General features: G+C 68.5%; 7 protein-coding genes and 1 pseudogene. 1 reads left to right on the top strand and 7 read right to left on the bottom strand.

Going from position 1 to position 14,623, the window contains the following annotated elements; all coding sequences use genetic code 11:
• Position 1: 1 nt before the first annotated feature.
• The 5 genes and pseudogenes from AB0M36_RS07480 to AB0M36_RS07460 form a co-directional block, all read right to left on the bottom strand.
• Positions 2-1,474 carry a M48 family metalloprotease gene (locus tag AB0M36_RS07480; protein ID WP_364153841.1) on the bottom strand — a complete coding sequence of 491 codons (1,473 nt, stop codon included), beginning with the start codon at positions 1,472-1,474 and terminating at the stop codon, positions 2-4.
• Between the two features lie 124 nt (positions 1,475-1,598).
• Entirely contained in the window at positions 1,599-1,991 is a 393-nt protein-coding gene (locus tag AB0M36_RS07475; protein ID WP_364153838.1) for a response regulator transcription factor, read from the bottom strand.
• A gap of 164 nt (positions 1,992-2,155) precedes the next feature.
• Positions 2,156-2,365: pseudogene (locus tag AB0M36_RS07470) on the bottom strand (hypothetical protein); the annotation flags it as partial.
• Entirely contained in the window at positions 2,362-3,003 is a 642-nt protein-coding gene (locus AB0M36_RS07465; RefSeq protein WP_364153835.1) for a maleylpyruvate isomerase family mycothiol-dependent enzyme, read from the bottom strand. The pseudogene AB0M36_RS07470 and the gene AB0M36_RS07465, both read right to left, overlap by 4 nt.
• 88 nt (positions 3,004-3,091) lie before the next feature.
• Positions 3,092-3,559, bottom strand: a complete 468-nt coding sequence (locus tag AB0M36_RS07460; RefSeq protein ID WP_364153832.1) for a MarR family transcriptional regulator — start codon at positions 3,557-3,559, stop codon at positions 3,092-3,094.
• Between the two features lie 60 nt (positions 3,560-3,619).
• On the opposite strand from AB0M36_RS07460, the gene AB0M36_RS07455 reads away from it, so the two are divergent.
• Complete coding sequence (locus AB0M36_RS07455; protein ID WP_364153830.1) at positions 3,620-3,946, top strand: hypothetical protein; 327 nt, start codon at positions 3,620-3,622, stop codon at positions 3,944-3,946.
• A 72-nt stretch (positions 3,947-4,018) separates the two neighbouring features.
• Here AB0M36_RS07455 and AB0M36_RS07450 read toward each other — a convergent pair whose 3' ends face one another.
• Complete coding sequence (locus AB0M36_RS07450) at positions 4,019-7,261, bottom strand: hypothetical protein (RefSeq protein WP_364153827.1); 3,243 nt, start codon at positions 7,259-7,261, stop codon at positions 4,019-4,021.
• Positions 7,261-14,604 carry a neuraminidase-like domain-containing protein gene (locus AB0M36_RS07445; RefSeq protein WP_364153825.1) on the bottom strand — a complete coding sequence of 2,448 codons (7,344 nt, stop codon included), beginning with the start codon at positions 14,602-14,604 and terminating at the stop codon, positions 7,261-7,263. The genes AB0M36_RS07450 and AB0M36_RS07445 overlap by 1 nt, the downstream gene beginning before the upstream one ends.
• Positions 14,605-14,623 lie beyond the last annotated feature (19 nt).

Here is a 14,623-nt window from a genome sequence, read left to right as displayed (position 1 = left end):
CCTAAACGGGGTGGTAGTCGAGCCCGACGCCGGCGGCGGCGAGCGTGGTGCGAAGGCCTGTGGTGTCACCCGCGACTGCGGCGTGGATGACCTCGTCGTCGAGGGGGAGCGCCGTGAGCAGTTCGGCGTCGCCCGCCCAGGACAGGGTCCAACTGCCGCGGCCCGAGTCGGCCAACGCCAGCGCCAACAGCGCGGCCAGGTCGTGCCGGACGTACGGCGTGGCGAACTCGCGGCGTGCGCGAGGTCCGGCCGCCTCGTCGCCCGGGCCGGTGCCGTCGGGGCCGAGCTCGACGACCCGGCCCGCGTCGAGCGCGTCTAGGACGCCGCCCAGGGTGCCACCGGCCTTGTGCAGCAACGACCGGGTGCTCAAGGCGACCGCGCGGCGGGCGCCGACGTGGTTGATGATGACCCAGCCGGCGGAGGTCTTCGTGTCCGCCTCGTCAGCCAGTGTCCGCCGCAGGCACTGGTTCAGCAGGTCGCCGCGCAGCAGGTCGGTGGCCGGCCGGTCACCACCGGACGGACCGGGCCGGGCGAGCCGTTCGATCGCCGCGATGCGGTCCGGGGTCGGCGGATGCGAATCGTACGGTTGGTGGTCCCCGTCGGGTGGACTCGCCCGGATCTCGTCCAGGAGTACCTGCAGCTCCGGCTCGTCGTTCAGCTGCGCGAACCTGTCGAAGAACGTGTCCGGCAGATACCCGGCCGTCCACGCCGCAGCGAGGTGCTGGTCGAGAAAGAGCGTCCACGCGGCATCGATGGCCGGGAGTTCCCGGAGCACGCCGGCAGCCGCCGCCGACCCGGCGACGTCGGCCGCCGTACCGTCCGCCGCGAACTCCTGACGACGGCAGATGGCGGCGGACACCCGGAAGTACACCTTCGCGTACTGGACGAACAGCCGGGCGAGCAGACGCTGGAACCAGTTGTCGTCGCTGAGGCCGGACACGACACGCCGCACGGCGTTCCGGCCCGCCAGCACCAGGCCGGACAACCGGATGTCCCGGTGGCCGTAGTGACCCAGCTCGTGGGCTAGTACGGCGGCCAGTTGAGCCTCGGTCAGGCAGGCGAGCAGCGGCGCGCCGACGAACATCTTCCGGGTGACCACCCTGAGGCCGAGGAACCGGGTCTGCTCGCTCACCACAGCGTTGACCTCCGCGACGACGGTGATCTCGTCGGGGGCCGGCGTGCCGGCACGCCGGGCGAGCTCCCGGACGAGCCGCCACAGCTCGGGCTGGTCCTGCGGCGTGACCCGGACACCCACGGTCTCCTCGATGGCCTGGTGCCGCTCGATGGTGAGCAGTGCCTTGCCGAGGGCGTACAGGGCCGGAACGACAAGGATCGCCAGTTTCGCGGCGGTGAACATGGAGTGGCGGAAGGCCAGCACCTCGATGGCGACCAGGCCGGTCAGCAGGACGAGGGCAAGGAGGTAGAAGCCGGCGAGCAGCGCGACCGCCGTGGCGGCGCGTACCGACACAAGCATTGACCTGCTCACTCTCCCCCCAGAGTCGTGCCGAGCAGCGGCCCGGGGAGTCTGCCGCATGGTGCCGGAGTGACACAAGTCCGTTCGTCGCGGGATTGCCGACCGCCATCCGCATTGAAGGGCGTCACATTCCAGGACAGACCAGGCCGAGGCCGCCCAGCGGCGCCAACTGGCGGCATGAGGTCAGCATCCGCCGGGTGATCGTCGCCTCGGACAGGTGGAGCCGGGCGGCGATCTGCGCGTTGGACAGGCCCTCACCGACGCCGCTCAGCACCTCGATCTCCCGCTCGGTCAGCGCGCCCAGCTGCTGGCGGGCCCGTTCCCGCGCGGACCGGCTGTCGGTGGACGCGGTGACCAGGCGGCGGGCGGCAGCCGGCGACAGCACGGTGTGCCCCTCGGCGGCTACCCGCACCAGCCCGATCAGGCTCTCCGGCGGGGTCGACTTGACCAGGAACCCGGCCGCGCCCAGACGCAGGGCCCGCAGCACGTACTGGTCGGCGTCGAAGGTGGTCAGCACGACGATCGGCGGGGCTGGCGTTGATCCGCTCGATGGCGCTCAACTCGTCCACGCCCGGCATCCGCAGGTCCATCAGCACCAGGTCGGGTCGGCTGCGCGCCACCGCCTCGACCGCCGCAGCACCGTCGTGCGCCTGGTCGGCCACCTCGATGTCGTCGGCCGCTCTTGGTCTCGCCCGCGGGGTAGGCGGTGCGCATCGTTTCGACCATGCCGCTGATCAGTACCGCGAACCCGACGGCGGCGATGATCGGTGCGGCGGTGGACGCGGCGCGCCGGGGCGCGTTGAGGATCTCCGCCCGCGCGAGCATCGGTCCGGCGCCGGTGGAGCGGCGGGCGAACGGGGCGGTGAGCAGCCGCACCGCCAGGCCGATCAGGTTGTGCTGTGGCCAGTGGCGCGCCTGACTCCCTCGCCGGATAACAGTGGCGCCGCGGCGGAGGTGCGACCGGTTAGCAACAGGAGCAGGGCGCGGATGGGGCCCCTGATGTCCGCTCCGGACCCGACGGACCACTCCGTGTCGGTGGCCGTCAGTCGCGTGCCGCGCAGGTGGCGTTTTGCCCAGAACGGCCAGCCCATGGACCAGATCCGGCTGGCCCCGTCGGCCGCGGCTTCGAGCGGCATCGGCAGCTGAATCCCGAGCGGGATGGCGATGTCCTGCCCGTGGACCAGCAGGTCGAACAGAACGTTACGGTCGTTGGAGACCACGGGCACCTTGCGGGATGCGGCGTGTGCGCGCAGGTCGGCGACGATCTGCGCGGTCGGCCGCGCGGCGCGGCGCCCGGTGGCCAGGGTGTTCAACTGGTGGAAGCTGCCGCGTGCACGGATCAGGTCCACGAACAGAGAGCCGGGTGACGGTGGGATCGACACGGTCGTCAGGTGCGCCGCTACATCGCGGATCCGCCATGCGTCGCACAGGGATGGTGATTCCCACTGTGCCGGGGTCAGCCCGTCGAGCAGGTCGCCGATCGCCAGGCGCTGCTGGTGGATAACGTGCCACCTCTGTTCGGCGTCCATCGCCGCCTGCCTTCCCTCGCCGACCTCCGGAAAGTGGTTCGATACTCGTACTATACTAGTCAGATAATCTGACTTAGTCCATGCTCGCTCAGGCGTACGGATCGGTGATCTCGCGGAGCGCGGTGAGCGCTTCCCGCAGCTGGGCGGTCCGGGCGGGACCGAGATGCTCCGCCCACCGAGCCTCGATCTCGGCGACGACACCCGCGCTCGCCCGAACCGCCGCGGCGCCGCGATCTGCGACGCGCACCAGCCGCGCACGCCGGTCGCGCGGGTCCGGTGTCCGCTCGACGTAGCCTGCCCGCTCCAGCTGGTCGACCAGAAAACCCACGGTTTGCTTGGTCAACTGCGCCGCCTCGGCCAGCTCGGTCAGCCGCGACCCGTTCGCGTTGATGCGCTGGAACACCCGCGCCTGGGCCAGCGTGACGTCATCGAACCCGGCCGCGGCGAGCGCATCCAGCACCTCCTTCTCCATGGCCCGGTACGGGATGAACATCAGCAACCCGAGGTTCAGCTCGGACTCCGCGCCCGACGAGGACACTTTCGTGCGTACGACCACGCCAGCCTTGACCCTTCCACGACGGCCTGATGAGATAGTCAGAATATCGTACCAATCCAGATGCCGGAGGTCACCGTGACATACGCCCACGTCGTCGACGTCCCCGTGCCGATTGACATGTACGACGCGCTGCACGCGGAGATCGTCCGCCGCAGCGGCGGAACCGTGGACGGGCTACTCGTCCACGTCGGCCGCCAGACCGCCACAGGGTTCCAGGTCCTCGAGGTATGGCAGTCACGGGCTCACTTCGAGCGCTACAACGACGAGGTTGTACTACCCACCGTGGCGGACATGTCCGCCGGGCAGCCCGGTCCCCCTCCGCGGCAAGCCATCGAGGAGTTCGCCGTACGGGGACTCGTCCTCGAGGGCGGGAAGGTGGTCATCTGAGCGCGGTTCGGCCCATCGACGATTCGGCCTTTCTGACTCGCGGCCGGATCGAACACCGCGATGACCGGTCGGTCAAGGCGCCAGGGTGTACTGGACTATCAGCCAGACGTCCGCCGCGGGAGAACGGGTCAGTGCCTGGGTCGGGCCGGCAGCGTCGGCGGCAGCGGTGAAGACGAACTCGCCGTCCTCGTCGAGGGCTGTGGTAGCCGCCTGGAGAACCTCCGGGCCGCCGGTCGAGTGATGTTGGAGCCGATCGGTGCCGGTCTGGCCGAACAACTCCAGGCCGTGGATCGTGATCTTCCGGCCCTGGGCGAGATAGGGAAAGTGCATCCGGCGTACGACGGCCGAGAAGTCGGCGGCACCGTGGAGGAACGCGGACCACTCGTTGGGGAAGTCGTGCCTGAGGCTGAGGAGGACCCCCAGGCCGCTGCCGTCGGGCAGGGCGAGGATGTCCTCGACCGCGGCCAGCGCGGCGTCCCGCAACGCCCGTCCGCCTTCCCGGGCGGTGTAGCGAACGTGGAGCACGACGTCGCTGATCGAACGATAGTCGAACTGACGGAACGTCGCCGGTAGCTCGAGCTTCCAGCTGCTGACCGCTCCGGCGCCCTCGAACGGCAGCAGGCGCTCGTCACGCACGCTGGGCTCGAACAAGCCGCTGTCGTTCTGGCCGCTGCTGGTCACGATGGACTGGTTGGCACTGAAGTAGTCGCGGAAGCGGCCGTCCTCGGAACCCGTGCGGGCATAGCCGTCGGAGATCAGCGGTGAGGTACGCAGCGAACTCTTGGTCGATGTCAGGGTGCAGCCGACGCTCGCGTACGGCCCGACCACACAGGGAATCGTCACCGCGACGGACCTGATCCGACGCATGTAGTGGCCCGGCGTGTCGAGGTCGAAGAGCCACTCCGGGATGTTCAGTTCGCACCTGCCACTCGCCCGCAGGGTCAGCAGTGCGGCCGGGTCGAGCTGGCGCAGTGACACGTGCCTGGTGAGCTCGTACTCGCGCTTGTTGTTCTCGTGATACGCGAGTTCCATGCGCTTGAGATCGAGATAGAGCGTCTCCGCGGACAGCAGCCCCTTGCGACCGGCGTCCCAATAATTGAACTTGACGTATTCGACGTCGTCGACCTCGGGTCGCAGGAGTTCCTGCTTCATCGCACGTTCGGCCTTGCGGGCCGTGTCGCTGGCAAAGCGGTAGTACTCGTAGTAGATCCGCGAGAGCTCACCCTGCAGCCAGCCGTACAGCTCCTGATTGGAGAACTTCGAACGCAGGAAGCGGTCGACCTCCTGCGCGTTCTCGATGGTGCTCTTGAGGGTGGTGTACTCGTGGAAGGCGATCTGTTCCGCGATCAGCGACGTGAGGATCTGGCGGCCGATCTGCATCAGCTCGTGCGCCGCCAGGTTGTGCTGGTAGACCCATTCGTCCGCCCGCCGCTCGTAACCGGCGGTCCGGGAGGTCATCCCGGCCTGGTCCCGTTCCCAGGACGAAATGATTCCCAGGACGTTTCCGGCGAATCTTGCGACCGAGGAGAGGGCGGTGCCGACTTTGACGTCCATGGTGCCGCCCAGTCCCCAGAAGTGCAGGTTCGCCTTGGCGTCCGGAATCGTGACGAAGCTGGCGGCCAGCGCGTGCGCCGCCGAGCTCAGCAGGCCGGTGTCCCGAGCCCGTTTCAGATGCTCGAACTCCTCGTCCTCGTTGTTGTTGAGCAACAACCGGGCGCGTCCGCCGGTCGCCCGGTGGAGCGCCGGGAAGCCTTGCCGCGCGACCTGCTTGTCGTACTGGCCGACCAGGGCGTTGTAGGCGGCCGCGAAGTTCGACTCGTCGAGCTTCAGTCCGTCGAAGCTGACCGGCAGCGTCTCCGGGGCGCCCGGATCGGGAGGAAGATCGAGCAGACGCTGGTAGTAATTCAGCCGCTCGAGTGCCGCGCCCCGGCTGACGAGCAACGACTTCGTCGCCTCCTGTGCGGACGCCCATTGCAGGAAGCGTACGTCCTGCTGCCGCTGCTGGATGCGGATCTCGTGACCCTGCCGCAACGCCGCCAATTGCTCGGTGTCGCCCTTCTCGATCGTCGACAGCAGGGCCGCACCGAGGCCGCGCAGTTCCGTGCAGAGTTCGAGCGCCTGCTGGATGAGCATCAGGGGGCGAACAGGGCTGAGCGGCTGGTGCAGACCGCTCACCACCGCACTGACGTCGATCCCGGCGGCGGCCGCCTTGACCAGCATCCCGGGGTCGATCGGTGGGTCGTACAGCGCGAGCTGACGGACGACACCTTCGAGGTTCATGCAGTGGCGGATCTTGAACAGCCGATCGCCGACCGTGTCCCAGTAGGACAGCATCTTCTCGTTGCGGGGAATGCAGAAGTAGAGCGTCCGCCCGATGCCGAAGAGCGGCCCGGAGGCCTCGGGGTCACCCTGTTCGACGCGCGGGGTTCCCAGGTTCAGCGGGAACTTTCCCTCGAGCTCGACGAGGGCGTTGCCGAGCGGATCGAGACCCCGCTTCTTCAACTCGGCGAACGTCTTCGGTCGCACCGCGCCGAACCGCGGGATGCGCTGGGGCCGGTGACCGAGCAGGTTGGCGGCCAGGACATAGAGCTGGGTGGCTTCCGTGATGCTCTCGACCGTGTCCTGCTGGAAACAGTGATCGCCCCATGCGATCAGGTTGTCGAGATACTTCATGACGACGTAGTACTGGTACGCGAGCTGGCGCGTACGCGCGACCTTGTGCGGCTGGAAGGGATCGTTGCGGATCGCCTCCAGCCCCTCCAGGAGCTTCACGGTCTCCGGTGCGGGGGTGCTCAGATTCGCCAGCTGCTCGTCGATCTGCTGAGGCCTGCCGGGGCGCCGGAAGGCGAGAAACTTCCAGAACCGTTGCGGAACAGGGGTGGCGGCGTCGTTCGACGTCGGGTCGAAGATGTAGTGGAACCAGTGCCGGGCCTCGGCGAACCGCTGGTTCTTGCTGAGGTGAACGGCGATCGTCAGCGGCACGTGGAACAACAGCTCCCAGTTGTAGTTCGCGTACGGGCCACCGGCCTGCAGGTCGAGCTCCTTGGGGAAGGACTTGACGGTGACGAATTCTCCGGCGCGGCCGGCATAGAACTTGTCGAAGAACTTGATGGCCAGGCTCTCCTGGAAGACAGGGTCGAACAATCCGGGCAGTGACGTGCGGTTGAGCTGCTCGATCAGTTCGCTGACGAACGGGTGGAAGAAGTTCTCGAACGTGTACGTGAAGTGCGCTGCCGGCTTCTTCGTCCAATAGCCGTACTCGACGAGCGCCCTGTCCTTTCGCGCGTGAAACTCGAGGTTGCCGTGCATGCCCATCACTGATCTCCCGACGCCAGTTTGCCGGCCGGCCCGATGCGGACGTCGCCGAACCGCAGCGCCGACGTTTCGCCGATGGCACGGTGGATATAGGCGTCCTCGGTGAGGAAGAGCTCCATCGGACGCAGGTCGTCGATCCCCGGCTGTCGATCCTTCAGGACCTGGGCCGCAAGGTCCGGACGCAGCTTCGGCTTCTCCCACAGGATCGGCGGAACCTTGAGTTTCGGGGTGAGGTAGGAATCGTCGTAGGCCGTCCATTCGGACGTCATCACCGTGGACTGCTCCGTGGTCACGTAGAACACGTGCGGGTGGTCCTCGAACAGGAAGGGTGCGTCCCACGGATGCCGCAACGGGTGCAGCGGGCGCACCGTCCGTCCACCGTACGGATACTCGAGGACATCCCGGTTGAGATTGTTGTCGCCGTTACCGGTGCCGGGATCGTAGTCGAGCGACAGCGTCCCCGGCGCGAAATCGAGGGGACCCCAGGACGGCACCACAAAGCGGTCGGGCGCGTCGACCGGCGCCCGCACGGCCGCCTCTTCCTGCCGCACCGCCTGACTGTGCGGGTGGAAGAGAAGGTAGGAACCGGTCGCGCCGCCGATCTTGATACGCAGTCCGGCGCCCTCGTCGGCGAAGGAGAGCGACAGCGCCGACCGGTCCAGTCCCAACGGTCCGAGAGGGTTCGACTCTCTCAGCATCGTGGGCCGGGCGACGTCGGAGGTCCGGGTGGGCTGCCACTCGTTGTTGATCTGCTCGCTCCAGCACAGCAGTGCCTGGACGGTCATCACGGGTGCGCTCTTCTTGATGTCCGCGCTCTTCATCTCCGCGAGGTTGCGATCCTGTCCTGGCGTGAACGGTTCCGCGTTACCCGTGGCCGGCTTCGTCAGCAGCCGGAGCCAGAACAGGAACAGCCGTCCCCGCCACACCACCGGACCGACCGGGTTGTCCTCGATGTCGAGCGGGATCTTCCGCCACGGCGTCCAGGAGCCCCCCTCGCGGGCTCGGTGGTAGTACTTCCGGTCGGCTCCGGGCGTACGGGCGACGACGTGGACGACGTCGTCGCGGGAGTGGGCGGGATCGCCCTCGACCTGGTACATCGCGGCCGGCTCCAGCTTGGCCACGACGGCGAGCCGGGACAGGTAGTTGCCCAGAGCGGTCGCGGCGCGGTCCTCGGTGATGTCACCCTGCAGCAGCTCACTCATCAGGTCGTCGAAGAAGGGCGACCGATCGTCGCGCAGTTCGGGCTCCAGCCAGTTCTCCGGCCAGAGGAAGATCTTCCGGTTCGCCTCCCAGACCCGGTAGAGCCTCATCCATTCCCACTGCTTGGCGTTGATCGCCGCCGATGCCACTCGAGGTTCGAGGTTCATCAGGCAGCGCTCGGTGAACAGCTGCACCGAGGAGAGCGCGTGTCTGATGCGGGAAGTCTGCATGCACGGCTCCATGGAGACGTCCATCAGGAAGTACTCGAACAGCTTGTCGGCCGTGTCGATATGGGCCGAGGCGGGGTTCGCTCGCATCTGGTGCAGGATGTAGGCCACCAGCGCGTTCCGCTGCAGGGCGCGGAGCTCATCGTTGATCGGCTTGAGGACGGCGAGCCAGTCACTGTCGGTGTAGCGGGCGCGGAGTGCGGCCTGCAGATCACGGACGGCGGAGGCGGCCGGCTCGTTCGTTGCCGCGGCGCTCAAGGCCTCGGCGGTGATCTGCAAGGTGGTGAGGTGGCTGAAGGCGGTGAAGATCCGGGTGAGCGGCCCCACCCGTCGGAGGTCGCCGACCTCCAGCGCGAACCGCGTCAGCAGCTCCTTGAGCGAGGCCGGGCTCCACCGGGTGATGGCGTAGAGCAGGCCGCCCGGTTCGCGGGTCGCGGCGTGCGGATCCTTCAGGCATACCAGCAGCCGCTCGTCACCCGGGGTGAATTCCGCCTTGACGCGGGCGTACGCCAGCAGCGCGCCGAAGGCGATCCGCAACGACTTCGCGGTCGGCGCGTCCGGTTCGTGGGTCACGGGTAGCCGGTTGAGCCAGCCGTCACCATCGATGAAGTGTTCCGGACGTGAGCACAGCTCGGCCACTTCGCCGGCGCTCAGGTGCAGCGACTGCGAGAGGGAGGCGACTTTCAGGAACCGGGCATACGTCACCGACATCCGGTCGCGGACCGTCGCCGAGTAGAGATATCGCTGCGGGACGACGTCCCATCCGCGGCCGATGGTCTGCCAGCTCAGGCTCAGGGTGGTCCGTAGCTTCTCGGCGGTCAAAGTCACGGCGTACAACGCCCCGGCTCGCAGGTCGACGGGAAGGTCGGTGCTCCACCAGCCGCCGGTGTCGACCAGCGTGACGGCCACGCCCGCCAGGGCGAGGGTCACCACCGCACCGGGCTCGGCTTCGACCCGGAGATGGTAGAGACCGCTGGTGGGCGCTTCCAGGTAGCCGTCCCAGACGCCGGACAGCTGACGATCGGCGTGGGCCGGCAGCTGCTGAGCGCGCCGCTCGCCGTAGTCGAGCGCCATGCCCGCGTCCTGCGCCAGATCCACCGGGCCGGTCGCCCACTCACGGAAGAAGAACCGCACCGACAAGCCGGCGCGGTCGAGCGCGGTGAGGTCCTCCAGCGCTGCCCGGGTGTGGTCGACGGCACCGTGCAGGACGGAGGCGTCGCCGAGGACCGGTTCCACGAACGCCGCGTCGGCTTCGGCGGCCGCGGCGATCGCCTGCACCGCCAGCTGGCGCTTGCGCCGCCGTACGAGCGTGGGCAGGAAGTTCTCGAGCAGGGCGGACCGCCGCTCCCCCACCGGTTCCGGCGACGCGACGTAAGCGTCGTACAGCGGGCTCAGTTCGGGGTAACGCTGGAAGAACGGCTGGACGGCCTGCTGGTTCACCCGGTAGAGCCGATCGATCGCGTCCTGGAACGGCGCCGGGGCGGCCGGTACGGACTTGAGCGCGTCGCGGGCCGTGGGGGTCAGCACGCCGGCGTAGGCGAGCCGCTTGCGGAACGCGTCGTAGCTCAGCTTTCCCGCCGCGACGCCGACGATCGCGTTCTCCAGTTCGGGCACCGGATGGCTGTAGGAGACGTCGCTGACGAGGGAGTCGTTCAGCATGCCGAAGAAGAGGTCGGTCGCCGCGCCGTCGTATACGAGGCCCATCCGGGCACGCGCGATCTGTCCCTCCGGGTCGTCCACGATCGAGAACTCGCCGTCGACCGCCAGGAATCCGGTGCGCAGACCACGCGCGAACTCGTCGACCTGGGCCGCGGACGACGCGAGCGTGCCGGAGATGTCGCTGTTCCAGATCAGATACAGCGCCTGGGAGGGCTTGACCTGGGCGGCGCGCAGCGCGTCCAGCAGGTCGAGGAACGCCGGCATCGAGGGTGCGACGGGGTCGATGGCGGCGAACGGATCGATCTGACCGCACCGCACCAGCGCCAGCAGCTCGGCGACGCCGAGCTTGAGCGTGCGCGCCAGCCATCCGTGGCGGAACATCTCGCTCGCGGACTCCACCGTGAGAGCGGTGTCGGCCTGGAAGCCCACAGCGTCGTAAATGAGCCTGAACTCCGCACCGGTGAGGGCGAAGGCGGCCCGGAGCGCCGGCTCGTGGGCCGAGACCGGGCTGTTGTCGCTCAGCAGGTTGCCGTACCCGTCGTCGGCGAAGGTCGCGTCCTGCTTGAGGAGCGAGGGGTTCAGGAACATCCGCCGGTAGAGCGACGTCGCGCCGTAGGTGTCCATGGGTGCGAAACAGGCGAGCAGCGGCAGGAGATCGTCGATGACCGTGAGGTTCAGGCGGGTGATGACCCGTCGCAGCACGCCGAGGCGGGGCAGAAGCACGCGGAAGCCCGCGTCGAGCCGTGGGAGGTCGACCGCGTCGTCGCCGTCGAGCGGTGCCTGGTCGACGGGATACAGCGCGCCGATGGCCTTGTCGGTCTCGGCGATGCTCCATCCCAGCTTCTTCCACAGCCGGATGAACCGCAGGAGGCGGACGAACTCGAAGGGCCGGACGTGTTCGGCCGCCCTGGCCGGGTCGGCGTAGCGGAACTCCAGGCGGGCGAAGCTGCCCACGTCGTTCGCACCGCTCGGATCGGCCAGCACCAGCAGGCTCATCACCTTGTCGTAGTTTCCCTGGTTCGTCAGCCAGGCCTTGATATCCCCTCCGTACGCGGCGGGGTCGAGGTGCGGCGCGAGGAGCTCGGCGAACTGCGCGTCGGTGAGCAGGCCGTCCTTGAGGTCCTTGATCGTCCGCAGCGGGATGCCCAGGCGCTCCAGCTTCGGAATGAGTCCGCCATGAGGGTTGACGAAGCGCGTGCGCAGGATCTCGACCAGGTCGTCGTAGCCGATCTCGACACGGCGGGTGTAGTCCCGGGCGTTCGACAACCGGTCCAGCACCTCCGCGTCCGGGGTCGCCGACGCGAATCCGTAGAGGCTCTGGAGGGTACGTGTGCCGTCCACCAGCAAACCGTGTTCGGGGCGCGAGATGCGCAGTTCCTCCATCCAGATGTCGCGCCAGCCGTAGTCGGCGTCACTGGCGCGTTCCAGCGACTCGTCCTTGCGCAGCGCCTCCATCACGAGGGGCAACGAAGATCGGTCGGCACTGAAGCCGCCGCACACGCGGCGCAGGCGCTCCAGCGGTTGATGGAACGGCAGTGGCGGTGCGGGCGGCCCCGGAACGGTGGTGTCCGCCAGAATGTCGTAGGCGGCATCCTGCACGAACTGCGGATCGGCGAGGAGCTCCGCCGGGTCCGCCTGCTCCTCCGTACTGTGGCCCGCGTAGCCCGTGAGTCGCAGCTTGTTGGCCACGAAATATTCGAGCGTCTCGTTGACCACGTCGATGTATGGCAGAGGCGTGTTGGTGTTCTCGCAGGTCAACGGCAGGTGGGCGAGATCGGGCCGGCGGGAGAGCAGGACCTCGAGAGGCGTCTCGACCACCTCGGCGGGGCTGCCCGCATCGATGTAGTCCTGCATCGTCGCGTACCCGAACGGGTACGGCACCGACGCGTGGTCCACCTTCCATCGGACACGGAACTGCTCCCAGCGGACCTCGTCGCGGTCGAGGAACATCAGAAGGTCGACCAGGTAGGCGGCCGGGCTCAGAATCGAGCGGCAGTGGTCGCATTCGCAGTAGTCCATCTCGCCGAGCAGCTTCTCCAGCGAGGCGTACGCGATGACATCGCCGACGTTGTCCGGCGGAGCCGGCGCGGGATCGACGATCTGGGCCGGGCTGTGCACACCGATTCCCGGGCTGTTGCTCGCCAGGAGGTAGGACATCGCGATGTTCAGCACGGCGTTGTGCACCTGTTGGGCTCTGGCGTGGATCAGCGCGGCGGACGCCGTGCCCCCCACGTCGGCCGCGAACGCCGCGACGAACTCGTCGCGGTCATACCGCACGACGGCGTATGCGGAGTCGACGCCCTTGTTGAGCAAGGCGTTCATCGCCGCGTCGGAGGGGGTGATCTGGCGGACCCGCTGAATGCGGGTGATGTCGCGCTGCACCTCGGGCTCGATCGGCACCTGACCGCGGGTGACGAACTGCTCGATGGTCGAAGCGCCGATCTGGAAGTCCGCACGGTGCGCGAACAGGAAGTCGTGCACCTTCTCCGCCTCGGCGTGCACCGTCGGCGTCTCGCCGGCCTTCACCATCATCGCCAGGGTGGCGGTCGGATAGCTCAGGCGCAGCTGGCCCGCCAGCATCTCGGCATAGGTGACCCGCCGGGCGTCGATGCCGCCGCCGGGCACATCGGGCGGCACCAGTTCGTCGTCAAGCACGTCCTGCCACGCGGCAGCCCGATAGAAGCCGCGGGAGACCAACTGCTCGGCATCGGGTGGCCCGTCCTCGGCGGCGTGGAGCCTGCGGATCAGCCCGGCGTTGTTCAAGGTCAGGTAGGCCAACCGCCCATCGGCGCGCAGCCGTTCGGCGGGCTGGTCGCCGAACGCCCGCTCGACGGCCGTCCAGAAACCTTCGAGATCGGCGCCGTGTTCGGTCTTGAGCCCGGCGAACAGCTCCCGCTGGGTGGCATCCGCGTCGGGGAGGGAGACCGCCAGCAGCTCACCCAGGGTCGAGCGGCCCGCGGTCGTGGGAGTGTCGAGCGCGTACCTGGCCTGCAGCCTGCGAAACGCCGCGATCGCCCCGGGGAGACCGGCTTCGAGGTCGGCCGGCACGAGGCCCTGCGCGATCGCTCTGGTCCACAGCCTCGCGACCCGGTCGGGTTCGGCGCGGAACAGCTGGTCGCCGGCGGGTGCCCCCGCGCGGAGAAGCGCGTAGAACAGGGCGGGATCGATGGCCGGCTCGCCCTCCGCCTCGACCGTCTGCCCGCTGAGCCGATCGGCCATCACCGCCAGCGCCACCGCCCGCGCGTCCCAGCCGCTCCGGTTGGCCAGGTACGTGATGTCGCTGCGCTCGTCGTTCTCGTCGAGGTCGGCCAGGCTGCCGCCGTAGTGCGGCGCGAGATGCCGGGTCAACGTCTCGTACTCGCTGGCCAGTGCCGTCGTCGCGGTGGCCGGCAGCAGCAGGTCCAGCACCACCGGGTTCGCCGCCCGGTATCGCACGGCGGAGGAGCCGAGCACGCTGGCATTGCTGTAGACCCGGGCCTGGAGATCCGGCCTCGGCTTCTCGCCCTGGTAGGAAAAGCGGATCCGGTACGCGCCGTTGGGATCGGTCGACGTCTCGGCGAGCGGGACGTCACCGCCGATGTTCTTGTCCACGATGGCCACGCGGAGCCCGCCCACCCCCGCGCGGGTCGTGCTGCCGACCGTGCCCGACACCTCGTACGCGGAACCATGCGGCTGCACGACGAGATTGACGACCTCCACCGGCCTGCTGACCTGGAGCGCCGACTCCGCTCGCCGCTGGCCCTCGCCGTCGAACGCGGTCACGCGCAGCGTCTGGCCCGCGGATGGGGTGGGCGTCACGTAGCGGACGGCGTACCGGCCCTCGGGATCGGTGTCGTCCTTGCCGAGCTGAACGCTCCCCGCATCGCTCTCCTGGAAGACGACCACCAGAGCGGCGAACGGGGTCTGCGCGTGGTCGAGCACCTGACCGACCACCGTCTGCGGTGTGCGGGAGCCGAGGTCGTCGGCCGGCGGGTCGATCTCCCCCAGTGCGGCATTGAGCAGGGCCGCCGTGACGTCATCGACCAGGCCGTCGGCGTTCACCCCCCGTTGTTCCTGGAAGAGCCTGATGGTGTCCGCGGTGGCACCGCGATAGCTCTGCTCCCGCAGTTCTGCGCGGAGACCCTCCAGGAGCTCAGTCTGCCGGGCCCGCTCGACCTGAACGACGCCGTGCGCGAGCAGGACGATCAGGCAACGCTGCAGGTCGGCGACGGCCGTGCCCGTGTCGTCGGGCCGCAGGGGCGCGCTTACTCGGTTCATGAGTGATCCCAGTTCTCCT

The organism is Actinoplanes sp. NPDC051346, from assembly GCF_040682215.1.
Taxonomy (GTDB): Bacteria; Actinomycetota; Actinomycetes; order Mycobacteriales; family Micromonosporaceae; genus Actinoplanes.
The sequence above is the reverse complement of the archived record's forward strand: the minus strand, read 5'-3'. Positions and strand labels throughout refer to the sequence as shown.

Coding starts and splice junctions, on each gene's coding strand:
- AB0M36_RS07480 (WP_364153841.1), bottom strand. CDS start 1,474: ATGCTTGTGTCGGTACGCGCCGCCACGGCGGTCGCGCTGCTCGCCGGC.
- AB0M36_RS07465 (WP_364153835.1), bottom strand. CDS start 3,003: ATGGACGCCGAACAGAGGTGGCACGTTATCCACCAGCAGCGCCTGGCG.
- AB0M36_RS07455 (WP_364153830.1), top strand. CDS start 3,620: ATGCCGGAGGTCACCGTGACATACGCCCACGTCGTCGACGTCCCCGTG.
- AB0M36_RS07450 (WP_364153827.1), bottom strand. CDS start 7,261: ATGGGCATGCACGGCAACCTCGAGTTTCACGCGCGAAAGGACAGGGCG.
- AB0M36_RS07445 (WP_364153825.1), bottom strand. CDS start 14,604: ATGAACCGAGTAAGCGCGCCCCTGCGGCCCGACGACACGGGCACGGCC.